General features: G+C 64.9%; 18 protein-coding genes. 5 read left to right on the top strand and 13 right to left on the bottom strand.

Translation table 11 applies throughout. The annotated features are described in order from the left end of the window. Positions 1–53 precede the first annotated feature (53 nt). Complete coding sequence (locus tag ELS24_RS27665; RefSeq protein ID WP_127185955.1) at positions 54–392, bottom strand: FxLYD domain-containing protein; 339 nt, start codon at positions 390–392, stop codon at positions 54–56. Positions 393–745: 353 nt separating this feature from the next. Between ELS24_RS27665 and ELS24_RS27660 the strand changes: the two genes are divergently transcribed. Then, positions 746–1,072: a PsiF family protein gene (locus ELS24_RS27660; RefSeq protein ID WP_127185954.1), complete on the top strand. Its 327-nt coding sequence runs from the start codon at positions 746–748 to the stop codon at positions 1,070–1,072. Positions 1,073–1,704: 632 nt separating this feature from the next. Here ELS24_RS27660 and ELS24_RS27655 read toward each other — a convergent pair. From ELS24_RS27655 to ELS24_RS27630, 6 genes are read right to left on the bottom strand one after another with little or no spacing between them, the layout of a single operon-like run. Then, complete coding sequence (locus tag ELS24_RS27655) at positions 1,705–2,745, bottom strand: cyclase family protein (RefSeq protein ID WP_127185953.1); 1,041 nt, start codon at positions 2,743–2,745, stop codon at positions 1,705–1,707. 4 nt (positions 2,746–2,749) lie between these two features. Next, positions 2,750–3,529: a 3-oxoadipate enol-lactonase gene (gene pcaD, locus ELS24_RS27650; protein ID WP_127185952.1), complete on the bottom strand. Its 780-nt coding sequence runs from the start codon at positions 3,527–3,529 to the stop codon at positions 2,750–2,752. A gap of 52 nt (positions 3,530–3,581) precedes the next feature. After that, on the bottom strand, positions 3,582–3,878 hold the full coding sequence (locus tag ELS24_RS27645) for a YciI family protein (protein WP_006216052.1): 297 nt from the start codon (positions 3,876–3,878) through the stop codon (positions 3,582–3,584). A gap of 12 nt (positions 3,879–3,890) precedes the next feature. Then, on the bottom strand, positions 3,891–4,166 hold the full coding sequence (gene catC, locus ELS24_RS27640) for a muconolactone Delta-isomerase (RefSeq protein ID WP_050450213.1): 276 nt from the start codon (positions 4,164–4,166) through the stop codon (positions 3,891–3,893). Positions 4,167–4,181: 15 nt separating this feature from the next. Next, complete coding sequence (locus tag ELS24_RS27635) at positions 4,182–4,826, bottom strand: 3-oxoacid CoA-transferase subunit B (RefSeq protein WP_050450214.1); 645 nt, start codon at positions 4,824–4,826, stop codon at positions 4,182–4,184. Then, positions 4,823–5,512 (bottom strand): 3-oxoacid CoA-transferase subunit A, encoded by a 690-nt coding sequence (locus ELS24_RS27630; protein ID WP_050450215.1) that lies wholly within the window; start codon positions 5,510–5,512, stop codon positions 4,823–4,825. Before ELS24_RS27630 ends, ELS24_RS27635 begins: the two co-directional genes overlap by 4 nt. 194 nt (positions 5,513–5,706) lie before the next feature. On the opposite strand from ELS24_RS27630, the gene ELS24_RS27625 reads away from it, so the two are divergent. Continuing rightward, positions 5,707–6,489, top strand: a complete 783-nt coding sequence (locus ELS24_RS27625) for an IclR family transcriptional regulator (protein WP_050450216.1) — start codon at positions 5,707–5,709, stop codon at positions 6,487–6,489. Positions 6,490–6,539: 50 nt separating this feature from the next. Here the strand turns inward: ELS24_RS27625 and ELS24_RS27620 are convergent, their stop codons facing one another. The 4 genes from ELS24_RS27620 to ppc form a co-directional block, all read right to left on the bottom strand. After that, positions 6,540–7,268: an SDR family NAD(P)-dependent oxidoreductase gene (locus tag ELS24_RS27620; protein ID WP_050450217.1), complete on the bottom strand. Its 729-nt coding sequence runs from the start codon at positions 7,266–7,268 to the stop codon at positions 6,540–6,542. A gap of 36 nt (positions 7,269–7,304) precedes the next feature. Then, positions 7,305–8,645: a short-chain fatty acid transporter gene (locus tag ELS24_RS27615; protein ID WP_127185951.1), complete on the bottom strand. Its 1,341-nt coding sequence runs from the start codon at positions 8,643–8,645 to the stop codon at positions 7,305–7,307. A 194-nt stretch (positions 8,646–8,839) separates the two neighbouring features. Further along, positions 8,840–9,775: a 3-hydroxyacyl-CoA dehydrogenase family protein gene (locus ELS24_RS27610; protein WP_127185950.1), complete on the bottom strand. Its 936-nt coding sequence runs from the start codon at positions 9,773–9,775 to the stop codon at positions 8,840–8,842. Positions 9,776–10,006: 231 nt separating this feature from the next. Then, positions 10,007–12,856 (bottom strand): phosphoenolpyruvate carboxylase, encoded by a 2,850-nt coding sequence (gene ppc / locus ELS24_RS27605; protein ID WP_127185949.1) that lies wholly within the window; start codon positions 12,854–12,856, stop codon positions 10,007–10,009. Positions 12,857–13,015: 159 nt separating this feature from the next. Here ppc and queC point away from each other — a divergent pair, with 159 nt between their 5' ends. Beyond that, positions 13,016–13,735 carry a 7-cyano-7-deazaguanine synthase QueC gene (gene queC, locus ELS24_RS27600; RefSeq protein WP_050450221.1) on the top strand — a complete coding sequence of 240 codons (720 nt, stop codon included), beginning with the start codon at positions 13,016–13,018 and terminating at the stop codon, positions 13,733–13,735. A 57-nt stretch (positions 13,736–13,792) separates the two neighbouring features. Here the strand turns inward: queC and ELS24_RS27595 are convergent, their stop codons facing one another. Both ELS24_RS27595 and ELS24_RS27590 read right to left on the bottom strand, forming a co-directional pair. Beyond that, on the bottom strand, positions 13,793–14,983 hold the full coding sequence (locus tag ELS24_RS27595; protein ID WP_127185948.1) for an MFS transporter: 1,191 nt from the start codon (positions 14,981–14,983) through the stop codon (positions 13,793–13,795). Beyond that, complete coding sequence (locus ELS24_RS27590; RefSeq protein ID WP_127185947.1) at positions 14,980–15,525, bottom strand: GNAT family N-acetyltransferase; 546 nt, start codon at positions 15,523–15,525, stop codon at positions 14,980–14,982. Before ELS24_RS27590 ends, ELS24_RS27595 begins: the two co-directional genes overlap by 4 nt. A gap of 113 nt (positions 15,526–15,638) precedes the next feature. On the opposite strand from ELS24_RS27590, the gene ELS24_RS27585 reads away from it, so the two are divergent. Both ELS24_RS27585 and ilvD read left to right on the top strand, forming a co-directional pair. Beyond that, the gene (locus tag ELS24_RS27585; protein ID WP_127186490.1) at positions 15,639–16,529 is read left to right on the top strand and encodes a LysR family transcriptional regulator; all 891 of its coding nucleotides are present in this window, start codon (positions 15,639–15,641) and stop codon (positions 16,527–16,529) included. 77 nt (positions 16,530–16,606) lie between these two features. Further along, positions 16,607–18,475 carry a dihydroxy-acid dehydratase gene (gene ilvD, locus ELS24_RS27580; protein ID WP_050450224.1) on the top strand — a complete coding sequence of 623 codons (1,869 nt, stop codon included), beginning with the start codon at positions 16,607–16,609 and terminating at the stop codon, positions 18,473–18,475. The last annotated feature ends 114 nt before the right edge of the window (positions 18,476–18,589 follow it).

Raw genomic sequence — 18,589 nt, 5'->3', positions numbered from 1 at the left:
CCTACAGCCACCTGTCTAAACCCTGCTCACATAAGGGTTTTTTGCGGTTCGGACTATTGCGCCCGTACGTCCAGCACGGTGACTTTCGTGAATTGCAGCGGCGTCACCGCCTTCACCAAGCGGATCTGCCCGGGGGGAATCGGGCCGATCACGTCATCGTTGACCCGGCCCACTTCGTGGCCCTGCGCGTCGTACAGCACGTAAGTCAGCACCGCGCTGGAGATGGGGCGGCCCGACAGGTTGGCCAGTGAGCCGGTGATGGTGGACATATTGATGTTGGTGTCGCGCACCGCCTGCACGTTGCCCAGTGTGACGCCATAAGCCAGGCTTTGCGCGTGGGCGGCACCGGACAGGCCGGCAAGCAAGGCAAGGGAAGCAAGGGCAAGTTTCATGGCGGTCTCCAAGTGTGCCGGCGTGAGGGCGCTTGCTTGTCTGCGCCGCCGTTTGCGCCATCCGCATATCGGGCGGACAGGGCTATCTCACTCCTTTCCGTGCCCCTGCACAACGGGTCAAAAGGATGATTCGGTAACAGGTTGCGTGGGTTGTTCCCAGATTCGTCGGCTAATGACAAGGATGCGTCGGAATGTCTCTAGATTGAGATTTTTCGGCCTTGTCTTTTCCTAACTTTCTGATGCTTGCGGCGCGTGGCGGTTTGTTCGATGATGGCCGGGTCGGCAACCGGCCGGCAGCCCGGTCTGATGCGTGCATCCACGCAGGCGGGCGCTACACGCCAGGGAGAAAACTCATGCTTTCCCGTACTGCCCAGATGGCCTCGGCCATGGTGTTGTCCGCATGTTTTTTTGGGGCTTACGCCCAAACCCCCGCCACCCCCGCCAAGACCCCCACGCCGCAGCAGCAGCGCATGACGGAATGCAATAAGTCGGCCACGGGCAAGACGGGCGACGAGCGCAAGGCCTACATGAGCAGTTGCCTGAAAGGCGAGACAACGTCATCCGGCAAGCCGCTGACCCCGCAGCAGCAGAAAATGAAAGACTGCAACGCCAAGGCGGGCGATCAAAAATTGACGGGCGATGCGCGCAAGACGTTCATGAGTACGTGTCTGAAGGGATGATCGGGGTGGGGAAAAGCGGTCCATAGGCGCGCCATGGCATTCGTCGTATGGGCACGTCATGGCGTTCGTTGCGCCACGTCGTCGTTCATGGCGCAACATGGCATTCGTCGCGTCGCGCCGTCGGTCATGGGCACGTAGGATGGGTGCAGCGCGGGAAGGTGTTCGCAAGGAACACAATGGAAATCGCGCGAAACCCATCAAACGACCGTGGATAAATGGCCGATCCAGCCACACCTCCGCCGCCGCGTGATGGGTTTCGCGCGATGTGCAGCGGGGTTCTGGCGATCGATCTGGCGCGCTGCACCCATCCTACAATTTACGACCCGTAGGATGGGTGCAGCGCGCGCCGGCATCCGCAAAGCACGCGGTGCGTATCGCGCGAAACCCATCATGCAGCGGTGACATCACGACGCATCCAGCCACAACCCCGCCACCATCCATCAACCCGTAGGATGGGTGCAGCGCGCCCCGGCATCCGCAAAGGACGCGGTGCGTATCGCGCGAAACCCATCACGCAGCGGTGACATCACGACCCATCCAGCCACAACCCCGCCGCCATCCATCGACCCGTAGGATGGGTGCAGCGCGAGAAGGCATCCGCAAGGAACACAATGGAAATCGCGCGGAACCCATCAAACAGTCGCGATCGGGGTCACCGGTGAGCCGATCGCGTGCGGCAGGCGCAGCGGTGGGGCGGTCAGCATGAAATGATGCCTGCCATTGGCCTCCAGAAACTCCGCCAGGTCTTTCAAATACCAAAGCTCCGCCAACGGCAACCCCAGCTTGAACAGACAATGGTGATGCAGCGGCAGCATGGCGCGCGGGCCGGTCTTTTCCCTTGCGGGGTAAGCCTCGACCGCGTAGTTGTCCGCGCAAATCGCGGCGATGCCGCTGTCGGTGATCCATTGCAGCAACGCCGCATCCGTTCCATCCAGCGCCGCGCCATACGTATGCAGCACTTCCGGGTCCGGCGTGCCGTTCATCGCCACGACAGCCTCGGCGTAACCGGTACGCAGCACCAGCATGTCGCCGCGTTCCACCGTGACGCCATCCTTTTCCAGCACATGCATCAACTCAGCATGGCCGATCAGCGTGCGGCCCGGGCCGTAGTGGCGGAACAGGTCCACCAGCACGCCGCGCCCCTGCATGCCTTTCTGCGCCAGATTCTCCACGCCCAGCTTCAACGCCGCGGACGGGCCGCCGGTTGAGCAGCCGCAGCCGGTATGTTCGCCATCCGCCGGGCCGACCACGTCCACACCCGCCTGAAAGCCGTTGTAGTAGCGCAGCTCGGGCTTGCCGTCGCCATCGGCATCAAACAGCGCGCCCACGTGCGCCAACGCATCCCACTGCGTGGAATACTGCATCGACAGCAGCACCTGGTCATCGCTCAATACATCCACCGCGTCCGGGTTGACGTTACGCAGCGGAAAGTTCAGATACGGCGTATCCGCAAGCTTGGTCGGACTCAGCTGCGGCGGATGGCGGCGCGGGTTCAGCACGTTGCCGCCCGGCAGGTCCAAGGGCAAGGACAAGCAAAACGTCTTGCCCGCGCGGATTTCCCGCGCGCCCTTCAGCACTTGTTCTTCGGTGATCAGATTCAAACGACCCAATTGGTCGTCGGGCCCGAAATCGCCCCAATTGGAGCCTTCGGGCCGATGTTTCCAGCGCTGCATGCGCTTACTCCGTCAGAAAGTCGACGACCGCGCGGGTGAAGGCTTCCGGTTGTTCCCAGTTTGAAATATGGGACGTATTCAATTCAACATAGCGCGCGCCGGGGATGGCGGCGGCCAGTTCCTTGCCCTGGGCCGGGGTCGCGGCCAGATCATGCGTGCTGCTGATGACCAGCGTGGGCGCGGTGATGGCGGACACTTGCTGGCGGTAGTCGGCGTCGCGCAGTGCGGCGCAGTTGGCCGAATAACCGGCGTCCGGCGTGCGGCGCAGCATGTCGATCAGCACTTGCGTCAGGCCCGGTTCGGCGGCGCGGTAGTCGTCGGTCAACCAGCGTTCCACGAGTGTGGGCGCCATCTTTTCCAGCGTCTGCTCGGCCACGGCGGCGATGCGGGTGCTCCAGCCTTCCACCGACCCAATGCGCGCGGCGGTGTTGCACAACACCAGCTTGCCGACCAGTTCCGGGTGCGCCAGCGCCAGCGCGATGCCGGTCGGGCCGCCCATAGACAGCCCGCAGAAGTGCGCGCGCTTGATGTTCAGATGCGCCAGCAGTTCGGCGACGTCGCCGGCCAATTGCTCAAACGTGTATTCGCCGTCGGGAATCGACGACTTGCCGTGGCCGCGCGTGTCGTAGCGCAGCACACGAAAATGCTTGGTCAGTTCGGGAATCTGGCGTGCCCACATGTCGGAGCAGGTGCCCAACGAATTGGAAAGCACGAGCACCGGCGCGTCGGCGGGGCCATCGATGACGTAGAACAGCCGGGCTTGGCTGAGATCGGCGTAAGCCATGTGGGAAGTCCTCGGATGAAACCGCGGCCGCGCAAAGGCGGCCGCGACAGGATTACAGGTGGCAGGTGCCGTCGACGTAGGCTTTGCGCCAGCGCGTGATGGTCACGCGGTCGAACAGATTGGCTTGCGAGAACGGATCGGCGTCGATGAACTGTTGCGCGGCTTCGCGCGTGTCCAGGTCAACGATGTACAGGCCGCCGCCCGCGTCCTTGCCGTCGTCTTGCAGCTTGGCGCCGCAGGCCAGCAGCAACTGCTTGTTGGCGTCCAGGTATTCCAGATGCGCCGCGCGATGCTGCTGGCGCACTTCCTGGTGGTTGGGCTTGTCGAAGGTTTCGATGATGTAGGGCATGGAAGGCTCCGGTCAGATCGCCGAGGGGTGGCGCGCCAGCGCCGTGACGTTGATGTCCATGTACGGAAACAGCGGCAGCGACGACAGCAGCGTGTGCAGCTCGTCATTGCTTTCGACATCGAAAATGCTGACGTTGGCGTAGCGGCCAACCACGCGCCACAGCTCTTTCCACTTGCCGTCGCGTTGCAGTTGTTGGGCCAGCGCCTTTTCGTCCGCCTTCAGTTTGTTGGCTTGCTCGGCCGGCATGTCGACGGGCAGGTTGACTTGCATTTGAACCATGAACAGCATGATGAGGGCTCCTGATTAGCGGGAAAATTTCAGCGGCAGGCCGGTCAGGGCCAGCAGTTCGTCGGCGGTGACGTCGCCGAAGATATCGGTCACGGTCACGCCGTCGGCGCGGATGTCGAACACGGCCACGTCCGTGTACACGCGCGAGACGCAGCGCACGCCCGTCAGCGGATACGTGCAGGCCTCGACCAGCTTGCTCTGGCCTTCGCGGGTTTGCAGTTCCATCATCACGAAGACGTCTTTGGCGCCGATGGCCAGGTCCATCGCGCCGCCCACGGCGGGGATGGCGTCGGGCGCGCCGGTGTGCCAGTTGGCCAGGTCGCCGTGTTGCGACACCTGGAAGGCGCCCAGCACGCAGATGTCCAGGTGGCCGCCGCGCATCATCGCGAACGAGTCGGCGTGATGGAAGAACGAGCAGCCGGGCAGTTCGGTCACGGGCTGCTTGCCGGCGTTGATCAGGTCGTAGTCTTCTTCGCCCTTGGCGGGTGCGGGGCCCATGCCCAGCATGCCGTTTTCGGTATGCAGGATGACTTCGCGGTCAGCCGGCAGGTGGTTGGCCACCAGCGTGGGCAAGCCGATGCCGAGGTTGACGTAGGCGCCTTCGGGAATGTCCTGCGCGACGCGGGCGGCGATCTGGTCGCGGGTCAGTTTGGTGCTCATTTCTGCTCCTTGGCGGCCGGGGCGGCGTCGATTTCTACGACGCGCTGCACGAAGATGCCGGGGGTGACGACGGTTTCGGGGTCCAGCGTGCCCAGCTCAACCACTTCGCGCACCTGCGCCACGGCCACGCGCGCGGCGCTGGCCATGATGGGGCCGAAGTTGCGGGCTGTCTTGCGGTAGACCAGGTTGCCCCAGCGGTCGCCGCGTTCGGCCTTGATCAGCGCGTAGTCGGCGTGCAGCGGATATTCCAGCACGTAGTGGCGGCCATTGATCTCACGCACTTCCTTGCCATCGGCCAGCGGGGTGCCGTAGCCGGTGGGCGAGAAGAACGCGCCGATGCCGGCGCCCGCGGCGCGGATGCGCTCGGCCAGGTTGCCTTGCGGCACCAGTTCCAGTTCCAGCTTGCCGCTGCGGTACAGGCCGTCGAAAATCTGCGAGTCCGCCTGGCGCGGGAACGAGCAGATGATCTTGCGCACGCGGTTCGCGCCCAAGAGGGCGGCAAGGCCCGTGGTGCCGTTGCCGGCGTTGTTGTTGATGATGACCAGGTCTTTCGCGCCCTGTTCGAGCAGGGCGTCGATCAATTCCATGGGCTGGCCGGCAGTGCCGAAGCCGCCGATCATGACGGTGGCGCCGTCGGGTACGTCCGCCAAGGCGGCCGCCGCGCTTGAAACAAGCTTAGAGATCATGATGTTCGCTCATAGGTGGCGTGTCATAATTTGTTCTTCATTAGAACTTACGTTCTGCTGAAGAACATCGTTTCATGGGGACCGCACAGCGTCAAGGCAGGCCGACGCATGGCGATCCTCCATCGTTTGGCGTTGCCCGAAACGGCAACGATCGGCTCGCCAGCGGCGAGCTTTTTACTCTTGGGACCCACCGGATGGCGGAGCTTGACCCCCAACAACCCAGCGACAGCTACGTGCAATCCTTCGCGCGTGGCTTGTCGGTGATCCGAGCGTTCGGCCCCGGTCGTTCGCAGATGACGCTGTCCGAAGTGGCCGCCGTGACGGGGCTGACCCGTGCCGGCGCGCGCCGCATTCTGCTGACCCTGGAACACCTGGGCTACGTCACCGTCACCGACCGCAAATTCGAACTGACCCCGCGCATTCTCGAACTGGGCTACGCCTATCTGTCCGGCACGCCGCTGTGGAACCTGGCCTTGCCGTACATGGAAGAAGTGGCCGAGCAGACGCGCGAATCGTGCTCGGTGTCGGTGCTGGAAGGCGCCGACATCGTCTACATCCTGCGCTTGTCCACGCACAAGGTCATGACCATCAACCTGGCCGTGGGCAGCCGCCTGCCGGCGTGGGTGACGTCGATGGGCCGCGTGCTGCTGGCCGGCCTGCCGGAAACGGAACTGGACCGGCTGCTGGCCATGAGCCAGATCCAGTCCTACACCCCGCAAACCGTCACCGACATCGCCGAACTCAAGCGCCTGCTGGCTGGCGTGCGCGCCGATGGCTACGCCTGCGTGGCGCAAGAGCTGGAACCCGGTTTGCAATCGGTGGCCGTGCCCATTGTTGACCGCAGCGGTCGTGTGATTGCCGCGATGAACGTCAGCGGGCAGTCCAACCGCTTTACGCGCGAAGCCATGCTGGACGCCTTCCTGCCACCCTTGCGCCGCGCCGCCGACCAGATCAACCACGCGCTGCTGCGCCGCTAGTTGCGGCGGGCAGGCACGAAGGTCAAGGTGGTTCAGCATGGCGCGCGCGCTCAGATGGGGGCGACGCCCAGCGTCGTGCCGCCACACACATACAACATCTGGCCCGTCACGAAACCGTTGTCCGGCGACAGGAAGAACATGGCGGCGCGCGCCACGTCTTCCGGCGTGCCCAGGCGCTTGACCACGATGCTGTTGATGATGCGTTCGGTTTGCGGAGCGCCCGCCGGATTGCTCTTGGTGAAGAGGTCGGTGGCGATGGGGCCCGGGCCGATGGCGTTGACGGTGATGCCGTCGCCACCCAGCTCCATGGCCAGCGTGCGCGTCAGGCCCACCAGCCCGGCCTTGGTGGCCGAATAGACCACGCGCTCGGGCTTGCCTAAAGCGGCGCGCGACGACATGTTCACGATGCGGCCAAAGCCCGCTTCGCGCATGGCGGGCAGCGCGGCCTGCACCAGGATCAGCGCGGTGCGCAGATGCAGGTTCACCACATAGTCCAGATCCGCCAGGGTGGCCGTGTCGGCCGTGCCCGGGCGGGTGGCGCCGGCGTTGTTCACCAAGCCCACGATGTTGTACGCGCTGGTGACTTCGGCGGCGACTTCCTTGGTGCGCGCTTCATCGGTCAGATCGGCCTGATACGAGACCAGCCCGGCCGGCGGATTCTCGGGCAGGCGGTAGTCGATGTTGACCACTTTATGGCCCGCATCCAGCAGCATGCGGATGATGGCGGCGCCAATGCCGGCGCTGCCGCCGGTGACGAGATACGCAGTCGGTTTGCTCATATCGGTTTCCAGTCTGTTCAAAGAAAGCGCGGTGGATCAGTGCGTGGCGTAGCCCCAGGCCAGCACGGCGGTGATGTGGATCACGCCCACCCACAGCATCATGATGACGGTATAGCCCATCACGTCGCGCAGCTTCAGCTTGGACAAAGCCAGCGCCGGCAGGATCCAGAAGGGTTGCACCAGATCGTTCCAGGCGTTGCCCAGCATGACGGCCATGGTCGTCTGGTTCAGGGCGCTGCCGATTTCCTTGGCCGCATCGATCATGAACGGACCCTGGATCACCCAGTGGCCACCGGCGGACGGTGCGAAGAAGTTGATGAAGAACGAGCTGATCAGGCCCCAGAACGGCAGCGTGGCCGGCGTGGCGAAGTCAACGAACAATTGCGAGATCGACGTCACCAGGCCCGACGCGGCCATGATGGCCATGATGCCGGCGTAGAACGGATACTGCAGGATGATGCCGGAGATCGTCTTGATGCCTTCGGTCAGCTTGGCCACGTAGGCGGCCGGCGTGCCCAGCAGGATGATGCCCAGGAACAGGATGATGAAGTTGATCAGGTTCAGGTCCAGCGAGCCGCCGTCCATGAAGTGGAACGTCACGTAGGCAATGCCCAGCGCGCCGATCAGCATGCTCAGGATGCGGCTGTTGTTCAGCTTCGAGGCGATGGTGCCTTTTTCCAGCATGTCTTCGCCGGCGTTGGAAGCGTTGGCGTCGCGGTCGATGCCCGGGTCCACTTCAACGACCTTCTCACCCTTCTTGGGGTGCAGCCAGGCGTTCAGCAAGGGCAGCGTGATGATGATGACCAGGCTGGTGATCAGCATCGGCACCGAGAAAATGGTTTCCGACAGCGGGATCGTGCCCATCTGATTGGCGGTGGGGTGGCCGGGGGTAGCGACCAGCACCGGAATGCTGGCGGACAGGCCCAGGCCGTACATCGTGAAGCCGCTATAGGCCGCCGCGATGATCAGCGGGTAGTGCACGCCCTTGACCTTCAACGCCAGCTTCTTGGCGACGATGCCGCCGATGACGAGACCAAAGCCCCAGTTCAGGTAGCTGCCCACGCCGCCCACCAGGGTCGCGACGATGATGGCGGTGTGCGGCTTGTGCACGTGGCTGACGATGCGGTTCAGCAGGCGGTCGGTCAGCGGCGCGGTGGCCAGCACGTAGCCCATGGCCAGAATCACGGCCATCTGGGTCGTGAAGGCCAACAGGCTCCAGAAGCCCTTGCCCCAGGCGCGGGTCACGTCGCCGATGCTCTGGCCTTCGATGCCCATGGCCAGCAGCACGGTCAATAGCGTCAGTGCAATCGCGAAAACAAAAGGATCCGGCAGATACTTGCGCATCAGCTCGGTAAAGAATGAAGCCAGTTTATTCATGGTGCCTCCAACAACTCCGTAGGCGGTTCTCTAGTGTCTGGTCCCGGGCGTCATCGGGGGGCGATGCGCGGGTAGACCGACGATTGATTTTCTTTGTGTGGTGTGGCGCGTGGCCCGATGGCGCGGTGGGCGTGGCCCCCGCGCCTTATCTGTCTTTGTCTTGAATTTGGTTGCGGCGTCGGAACAAAGCGCCGTCAGGTGTCGCCGGCCTTGTCGTTCAGCCAGGCCGCCAGTTCGCCCAGCGCGGCGCTTTTCTCGCGCAGCACGCGCTCGCGGCGCTCGGGGCTCCAGGTGTAGAAACCCTGGCCGCTCTTGGCGCCGATCTCGCCGCTGTCGACCTTGCTTTTCAGCAGGTCGGACGGCTCGGTGCGGTTTTCCAGGTCTTTGTACAGGTAGCTGGCAATCGCGTAGTGCACGTCGATGCCGTTCATGTCGCGCTGTTCCAGCGGGCCGGACAGGGCCAGGCGAATGCCCAGGCTCCACTTGACCACTTCGTCGATGTCTTCCGCGCTGGCCACGCCCTTTTCCAAGAGCGAAATGGCTTCGCGGGCCAGGGCGTGCTGGATGCGGTTGGCGATGAAACCGGGGATGTCCTGGCGCACCAGCACCGGCCGCTTGCCGGCAAAGCGCAAGGTCGCCATGACCTGGGCGACGGTGGCTTCCGAGGTGTCGTCATTGCGCACCACTTCCACCAGCGGAATGACGTCGGCCGGCGTGAAGAAGTGGGTGCCCACGAAGCGGTCGCGGCGCGCCACGGCGCTGGCGATCGCGTTGATGGACAGGCCTGACGTGTTGGTGGCGAAGAGCGTGTGCGGGGCGCACAGCGCGTCAAGCTTGGCGAAGATGCCGCGCTTGAGTTCCAGGTTTTCCGGTACGGCCTCGATCACCAGCTCGCAGTTGGCGGCGGCTTCCAGCCCAGGTTCCATGCGGATGCGCTGGAGCGCTTCCTGCACCTGGGTGGGCGCGTAGACGTTCAACTGGCGGTCGATGACGGCGCGGGCGCGGTCCAGCGCGCCTTCCATCGGGTCGATCAGGACGATGTTCAATCCCTTCGACGCGAACAAGGCGGCAATGCCGCTGCCCATGGCGCCTGCGCCGATGACGGCCAGATTTTTCAGGGGAGTATCCATGACGGCTCGCTTGATGCTTGCAGGCGAACGTCACGGGCGGGCACACGGGGAATCAGGGGGAACGCTGTCTCTTCCGGGGATGCCTTTCCGTGCCGTTCGGCCAGAAAAATCATTTTGTTCTAAATACGAACATTTGTGCGTACTTAGAATTTCTGTCAGGGATAGTACTAAAAGTCTCCAGGGGTGGACAAACCAGCATCAGCCGGTGTTCGGCAGGTGGACGCTACCCGCCTAGCCAGAATTGCGCAGCCCCGCCGCGATGCCGTTAATGGTTAGGTGGATGGCGCGCTGTACTCGCTTGTCGATGTCCGCCTCGGGGTGTTTCTGTGCCGCGCGGTGGCGGCGGATCAGGTCGATCTGCAAATAGTTCAAGGGATCGATATACGCAAAGCGTTCGCGCAGCGAATCCTGCAGGGCCGGGTTGTCGGCCAGCAGCTCGCGCTGCGTCAGCAGCTTCAGCATGGACAGCGTGCGGCCATGTTCGGCGCTGATCATGCCGAACACGCGCTCGCGCAGCGCGCGTTGCGGCACCAACTGCGCGTAGCGCGCGGCGATGGCCAGGTCGGACTTGGCCAGCACCATTTCCATATTGGACAGCAGCGTGCGAAACGCCGGCCATTCGCGGGCCATCTCGCGCAGTTGCGCCAGGCGGGCGCGGCGCGAGCGGGGGGCGTCGGGGGCGCCCGTTTCCAGATAGGCCTCGATGGCCGAGCCCATGCCGTACCAGCCGGTCAGCATCAAGCGGCATTGCGCCCACGAAAAGCCCCAGGGAATGGCGCGCAGGTCTTCAATGCGCTGGCCCTTCTTGCGGGAAGCCGGGCGCGAACCGATGTTCAGGCCCGCGATTTCGCTGATGGGGGTGGCGGCGAAAAAATATTCGGCAAAGCGCGGCGTGTCGTAGACCAGGCCACGGTAGGTGCGCTGTGCGGTTTCGGACATGAACGACATCGCCGGGCCGTGCTGCGCCATGTGCGCGTCTTCGGCGCTGGTGGCCTCGGCGCGCGGCGCCAGGCTGGATTCCAGCGTGGCCGCCACCAGCAGTTCCAGGTGCCAGCGGCCCACCTCGGCGTCCTTGTACTTGCTTTGGATGACTTCGCCTTGCTCGGTCAGGCGGATCTGGCCGGCCACCGTGCCCGGGGGCTGCGACAGGATGGCGTCAAAGCTTGAACCGCCGCCGCGTCCCACCGAACCGCCGCGTCCGTGGAACAGGCGCAGCCGCACGTTGCGCGCGGAAAACACATCCACCAGCGCGCGTTCGGCCTGGTACAGCGACCAGTTCGACGTGAGGAAGCCGCCGTCCTTATTGCTGTCTGAATAACCCAGCATGACTTCCTGCGCGCCGTTCTGCGCCTGCTTCACGCGCTGGCGCACTTCGGGCAGGTCCAGCCAGGCAGCCATGATGTCGGCGCCGCGCTGCAAGTCGGGAATGGTTTCGAAGAGCGGCACCACCATCAGGCCGTCTTCGGGGGCGATGTCCTGGCCGGCCGGCGCGATCAGGCCGGCTTCCTTTTGCAGCACCATCACTTCCAGCAGGTCGCTCAAGGTTTCGGTGTGCGACACGATGGTCTGGCGTACCGCTTGCTTGCCATAGCGCGCGCGGCCGGCGGCGGCGGCGCGCAGCACGGCCAGTTCGCGCGTGGTGTCTTCGCTGTACGCGATCCAGGGCGAGGCCAGCGGGCGGGCCTGGGCCAGTTCGGCGCGCAAGAGCGCCACGCGCTGGTCTTCGTCCAGCGACAGGTAGTCCAGCGGCTTGCCCTCGTGCTGGACGCCGGCGCGTTCAAACAATTCGGCCAATGCGTTTTCATGCACGTCGGAGCTTTGGCGCAGGTCGACGGTGGCCAGGTGGAAACCGAACACCTCGATGGCCTGTTGCAAGCCCGACAGCCGCAGCTTGGCCAGCGGGGCGCCATGATGCGCCGCCAGCGACGCGGCGATGATGGCCAGGTCGGCCGACAGTTCCTGCGGCGCCTGGTAGGCCGGCGCAGCGACGGTGCGGCGGCGCGCCAGGTTCTGCCCCGTCAGCGCCTGGGCGGTGGCGGCCAGGCGGGCGTACACACCGACCAGCGCGCGGCGATAGGGCTCGTCGCGGCGGTGCGGGGAATCGTCGCCGCTGTTGTCGGCCAGCGCCAGCAATTCCGGGTTGGCCGAAATCAGCATGGTGGTGATCGATAGTTCCGCGCCCAGCGCGTGCACCTCTTGCAGATAGTGTTCGAACAGCACGGTGGCCTGACGCAGCAGCGCGCGCTCCAGCGTGCTGGCATCCACATTGGGATTGCCGTCGCGGTCGCCGCCGATCCAGCTGCCCATGCGCAGAAACGGTTCCAGCGGCGGGGGCGGGGCGGCAAACGGCTTGGCGGGCTCGCGGTTCAAAAGCTTGGACAAATCCCCGTACAGGCGCGGGATGACTTGCAGGAAGGTGCTGCGGTAGTAAGACAGCGCGTTCTCGATCTCGTCAGCCACCGTCAGGCGTGTGTAGCGCAGCATGCGGGTCTGCCACAAGGTGGCCACGCGGCCGAGCAGCGCGGCATCCAGTTCGGCCAGCTCTTCCGGCGTCAACGGGTTGCCGCGCTGGGTCAGCGCGGCGGCAATTTCGCGGTGCACGTCCAGCGTGCTTTTGCGCTGCACTTCGGTGGGGTGCGCGGTCAGCACCGGCATCACGCTGGCATCGGCCAGCAGCCGGCGTATGCGGGCCACGCCCACGCCTTGCTTGCCCAGCGTCTGCACGGCATCGCGCAGGCTGCCGCGCGGGGCGGTGTCGCCGGCCAAGGCGCGGGCACGCTGACTGCGGTTCTGGTCGCGGTCTTCGGCAATGTTGGCCAGGTGCAGGAAGTAGCTGAAGGCGCGCGCCACCGAATTCGGGTCATTGCCTTGCAAGCGCTTGACGCGCTGCTCCAGCAGCTTGCTGTCCGCCTCATTGCCTTCGCGACGAAATTTCACCGCCGTGCGGCGCAGTGTTTCGATGGTGTCAAAGACACGCTTGCCTTCGCATTCCTCAATGACGGTGCCTAAAAGACGGCCTAGCAGCCGGATATCGTGGCGCAAGGGTTCTGCTGAGTCGGACTGCGGGCGAATGGCTTTCATCGGGCGGTGGATCCGTCGGGCTGAAGATGGGAAGGGAAGGGCGTTGCGGCAAAACCAGGAAAATCGAACCGATTGATTTTACGCAGCGTTCCTTACGGGGCGCGCGTTTGTCTCGGTTAAAGTCCGTGATGTCCCTTCGTCTTTCTAGAAGCCCCCTTTATGCAAAATCATCAACGTCGCGCGCTCGTGCTGTTTTCGGGCGGCCAGGATTCCACCACTTGCCTGGCGTGGGCGCTGGACCGTTATGCCCATGTGGAAACGGTGGCGTTCGACTACGGCCAACGCCATCACATCGAACTATCGGCCCGGCTGAACGTGCTGCGTGAAATCCGCGCCAACTTCCCCGACTGGGCGCCGCGCCTGGGTGAAGACCATCTGCTGGACCTGAAGGTGCTGGGCCAGGTGGGCGACACCGCCATGACCAGCGACCGCGCCATCGAAATGCAGGCCAACGGGCTGCCCAACACCTTCGTGCCGGGGCGCAACCTGTTGTTCCTGACGCTGGCGGCGGCGCTGGGGTATCGACGCCAACTCGATGTGCTGGTGGGCGGCATGTGCGAAACGGATTTTTCTGGCTATCCCGATTGCCGCGACGACACCATCAAGGCGCAACAGGTGGCGCTGGGCTTGGGGCTGGGGTCACGCATCACCATCGAAACGCCGCTGATGTGGATCGACAAGTCCGAAACCTGGGCGCTGGCGCATCAATTGGGCGGGGACGCCTTGGTGGACATCGTCGTTGAAGACAGCCACACCTGCTATCTGGGCGAGCGCGGCGCGCGGCACGACTGGGGGTATGGCTGCGGCGAATGCCCGGCCTGCAAGCTCAGGAAAATAGGTTGGGAAAAGTGGGTGGTGGCTTCCGCCGCCGAAGGCTGATTATTTCGACAGCGTCGGCTTGGGCACCGGCCCAAAGGTTTGGAAGGGGTTGCGAACCTACACGGCCCTTGCCGGCACCCTGCCGATAAACCGCTTTCGCAACACCCAGGCCGCCGCGGCAATCGCGGCCGCCAACACGACTGACATCGCCATGGCGGCGCGCGCGCCTTGGGTCTGGATCACGAAGGCATACGCCACGGGCGCCGCGGCCGTCAGCAAGAAGCTGGGCACCAGCAGCGCGCCGACCAGTGAGCCGTAGCTGCGGAAATCAAACAATGCCAGCGGCAGTGTGCCGCGCGTGATCGTCAACAGGCCGTTGCAGGCACCGTAGAAAAACGCATAGGCTGCGGTGGCATACAGGTTGCCGTTCGAGAACCAGCCCAGCACGAAGCAAAACGGCATCAGCGCGGTGACGGCCCAATTCAGCGTCAAGGGATGCAGCCGGGCGCCCACGGCCACATCCGCCATGCGCGCCGCGAATTGGCCAATGCCCCATAGCGCGGCCACACCGACCGCCGCCGCGCTGGCCAGGCCCACGCCGGTCAGCAAGACAATCAGATGCGCGGCGGTGCCGGCCGCCAGGAAGTTGGTCACCATGGCGATCACGGCGTAAAGCGTGCCCGCCAGACGACGTTCTCCAGGTGAGCGGGTCAGGCCGGGGGCGTTGCTGTTGGCGGCGGTGGCCGGCGCGGCATAGCGCTGGCGGGGCAGCGCCAGGTAGAGCGGCAAGGTGGCCAGCGCCAGCGCGGCATACACCAGCACCGCGCCGCGCCAACCCAGCCAGGCGGCCAGTGCGTGGCCCGCTGGCCACATCGCCGTGGACGACAAGCCGCCAAACAGCGTGATCTGCGACATTGCCCGCCGCGCCGTGGGGCCGCCCGCGCGCGCCAATGCGGCAAAGGCGGCGTCGTACAGGCTTAGCCGCATGCCGATGCCCAGCAACAGCCAGGCCAGGTAGTACCAGACCACGCTGTGCGCGGCGGCCAGCAATACGCAACCGGCTGCGGCCAGCACGGCGCCCACCGGCATCACAACATGCCCGCCCCAGTGGTCCACGGCGCGGCCCGCCAAGGGCGACACCAGCGCCATCGTGACGATGGCGGCTGAAAACCCGCCGTAGACCACGGCGGCGTTCCAGCCCAGGTCGGCCGTCATGGCGGGGCCGAACGCGCCGATCAGATAGAACGTGACGCCCCAGTTCACCAACTGGGTCAGGCCCAGGCAGACGACGGCGCGCGGCCCGATCACGGGCGCTGCGGCGGCGTGCTGTCGCCTTCGCCCAGGCTGCGCTGCATCAGTACGGTGTCGCGCCATTCCCCATGTTTGTGGCCCACCGAGCGCAGCGTGCCCACCGGATGAAAGCCCTGGCTGGCGTGCAGCGCCAGCGACGCGGCGTTGCGGCTGTCACCCACCACCGCCAGCATCTGACGCCAACCCGCCGCGGTGCAGCGTGCGATCAACTCAGCCAGCAGCTTGCCGCCGATGCCCAAGCCCGCGCGGCCAGCCTTGACGTAGACCGAGTCCTCGACCGTGTGCCGGTATGCGGGGCGCGGCCGGTAGGGGGTGACGTAGGCATAGCCGACGACCTCGCCGTTGATCTCGGCCACCAGGTGCGGCATGTCCTTTTCCAATACGCCCGCGCGGCGCTGCCGCATTTCGGCGATGGAAGGCGGTTCCAGCTCGAACGAGGAGGTGCCGTGTTCAACGTGGTGGGCGTAGATGGTCTTGATGGCGGGCAGGTCTGCTTCCGCGCTGTCGCGGATCAGGACGATGGGGGTGTGGGGCGACATATCAGGGCCGAAAGATCGAAAGGAAAATCCAGCCGCCAGTGTGGTGCTAAACAATTCATAAATAAAGCTTTGGAAGATTATGATTTGCATAAGCAAAACTTTGGGTGGACGCCATGCGCGGTTTGAACCTGGACCATCTGCGCCTCTTCGCGCAGGTCATTGAGCTGGGCAGTTTCTCGGCCGCGGCCGAGCGCGGGGGCGTGACCCAGCCGGCGGTCAGCCTGCAGGTGCGCCAGTTGGAAAGGCGTTTTGGCTTGAAGCTTGTCGAACGGGTGGGCCGCCGTGCCGGGCCAACGGCGGCGGGGCTGGAACTGCTGACCCATATCCGCGTGATCGACGCCGCGCTGGCGCAGGCCGAGCAAGCCATGACGGCGCATGCCTCGCAGGTGTCCGGCCGCATCCGGCTGGGCACGGGCGCCACCGCCTGCACCTATCTGCTGCCCCCAGTGCTGGCGCAGTTGCGCCGCCGCTTTCCCGCGCTGGACATCGTGGCCAGCACCGGCAACACGGCTGACATGCTGCGTGGGCTGGAGAACAACACGCTGGACATGGGGCTGGTGACCCTGCCCGCGCCGGGCCGGATGTTTCAGGTGACGCCGCTGATCGAAGACGAATTCGTGGCGATCTTCCCCGCCCGCGACGCGGCCTCCATTCCCGCTCAGGTGACGCCGCAGGCATTGGCGCCGTGGCCGCTTGTGCTGTTTGAGCCCGGTGCCCGCACGCGCCGTTTGGTGGACGACTGGTTCGAAGCAGCGGGCATGGCGGCCAAGCCCTTCATGGAGCTAGGCAGCACCGAAGCCATGAAGGAGATCGTGGCGGCCGGGCTGGGCTGCGCGGTGCTGCCCAAGCTGGCGGTGTCGGGCGCGGGGCAGCGCGATGCGCTGGCGGTGCACTCGCTGACGCCCCGCCTGTCGCGCGAACTGGCCATCGTGATGCGCCGCGACAAGCCGCTTAGCCGTGGTCTGCGTCATCTGCAAGAGGCGCTGCTGGCGATGCGGGAATGAGGGTCCGGCCTGTGCCGCCCCGATCCAGCGTATTATTTAGCGTTTTGCCGCCACGCTAACAGCACTCGAGACAAATCATGCCGCACTACCGTTCCCGCACATCGACCCACGGCCGCAACATGGCCGGCGCCCGCGCCCTGTGGCGCGCCACTGGCATGAAGGACGGTGATTTCGGCAAGCCGATTATCGCGGTGGTGAACTCCTTCACGCAGTTCGTGCCGGGCCACGTGCACCTGCGCGACCTGGGCGCGCTGGTCGCCAAGGAAATCGAAGCCGCCGGCGGCGTCGCCAAGGAATTCAACACGATCGCCGTCGATGACGGCATCGCCATGGGCCACGGCGGCATGCTGTATTCGCTGCCGTCGCGCGAACTCATCGCCGACTCGGTCGAATACATGGTCAACGCGCACTGCGCCGACGCCATGGTCTGCATTTCGAACTGCGACAAGATCACCCCGGGCATGCTGATGGCCGCCATGCGCCTGAACATTCCGGTCGTGTTCGTGTCTGGCGGTCCGATGGAAGCCGGCAAGGTCAAGTCGCCCACCGATGGCCAGGTCATCGCCAAGATCGACCTGATCGACGCCATGATCAAGGCAGCCGACCCGAAGGTGTCGGACGCCGAAGTCGCCGAAGTGGAACGCAGCGCCTGCCCGACGTGCGGCTCCTGTTCCGGCATGTTCACCGCCAACTCGATGAACTGCCTGACCGAAGCCATCGGCCTGGCGCTGCCGGGTAACGGCACTATTGTTGCTACCCACGCCTGGCGCAAGGGCTTGTTCGAACAAGCCGGCCGCCTGGTGGTTGACCTGTGCCGCCGCTACTACGTGGAAGAAGACGAATCGGTTCTGCCGCGCAACATCGCCACCAAGAGCGCATTCCAGAACGCGATGGCGCTAGACGTGGCCATGGGCGGTTCGACGAATACCGTGCTGCACTTGCTGGCTGCCGCGCAGGAAGCGGGCGTGGACTTCACCATGGCCGACATCGACCGCATTTCGCGCAAGGTGCCCTGCCTGTGCAAGGCGGCGCCCGCCACCGACAAGTACCACATTGAAGACGTGCACCGCGCGGGCGGCATCCTGGGCATCCTGGGCGAACTGGCGCGCGCCGATCTGCTGGATCTGTCGTGCGGCAACGTGCACAGCGGCACGCTGGGCAACGCCATCCAGAAGTGGGACGTGGCCGGCGGCGCGGGCGAAGAAGCGCAGAAGTTCTACCGCGCGGCTCCCGGCGGCATCCCCACCACGGTCGCTTTCAGCCAGGACGCCACCTTCCTGACGCTGGACACGGACCGCCAGACGGGCTGCATCCGCAGCAAGGAAAACGCCTATTCCAAGGACGGCGGCCTGGCCGTGCTGTACGGCAACCTGGCCGAGAAGGGTTGCATCGTCAAGACGGCCGGCGTGGACGAATCGCAATGGGTCTTCACGGGCCGCGCCCGCGTGTTCGAAAGCCAGGACGACGCCGTTGAAGGCATCCTGGGCGACAAGATCGTGGCGGGCGACGTGGTCGTGATCCGCTACGAAGGCCCCAAGGGCGGCCCGGGCATGCAGGAAATGCTGTACCCCACGTCGTACCTGAAGTCCAAGGGCCTGGGCAAGACCTGCGCGCTGTTCACCGATGGCCGTTTTTCGGGCGGATCGTCGGGCCTGGTGATCGGCCACGCCTCGCCGGAAGCGGCCGAGGGCGGCACGATTGGTTTGGTGGAAGAAGGCGATGTGATCGAAATCGACATCCCGAATCGCAAGATGCACCTGGCTGTGTCCGACGAAGAACTGGCCCGCCGCCGCGCCGCGATGGATGCGCGCGCGGATGGCTGGGAACCGGTCGGACGTGAACGTGTCGTGTCGCAAGCCTTGCAGGCTTATGCGGCGTTGGCCACGTCTGCTGATCGCGGCGCGGTGCGTGACCTGTCGCAGTTGAAGCAGAAAGCCAAGCGTTGATCGGGTTTGGTTGATGCGGGAAGCGGCGCCCTTTGGGGGCGCCGTTTTTTTTGGGCTGGCGCGGCAGCAGTGTGGATGCGGGATGCCGCTGCGGGGTAGTGCATTAAAGCTGTA

This window comes from Achromobacter spanius (assembly GCF_003994415.1).
Classification (GTDB): domain Bacteria; phylum Pseudomonadota; class Gammaproteobacteria; order Burkholderiales; family Burkholderiaceae_B; genus Achromobacter; species Achromobacter spanius_C.
Note: the sequence above shows the minus strand (reverse complement) of the source record. Positions and strands in the feature narration are given on the sequence as shown.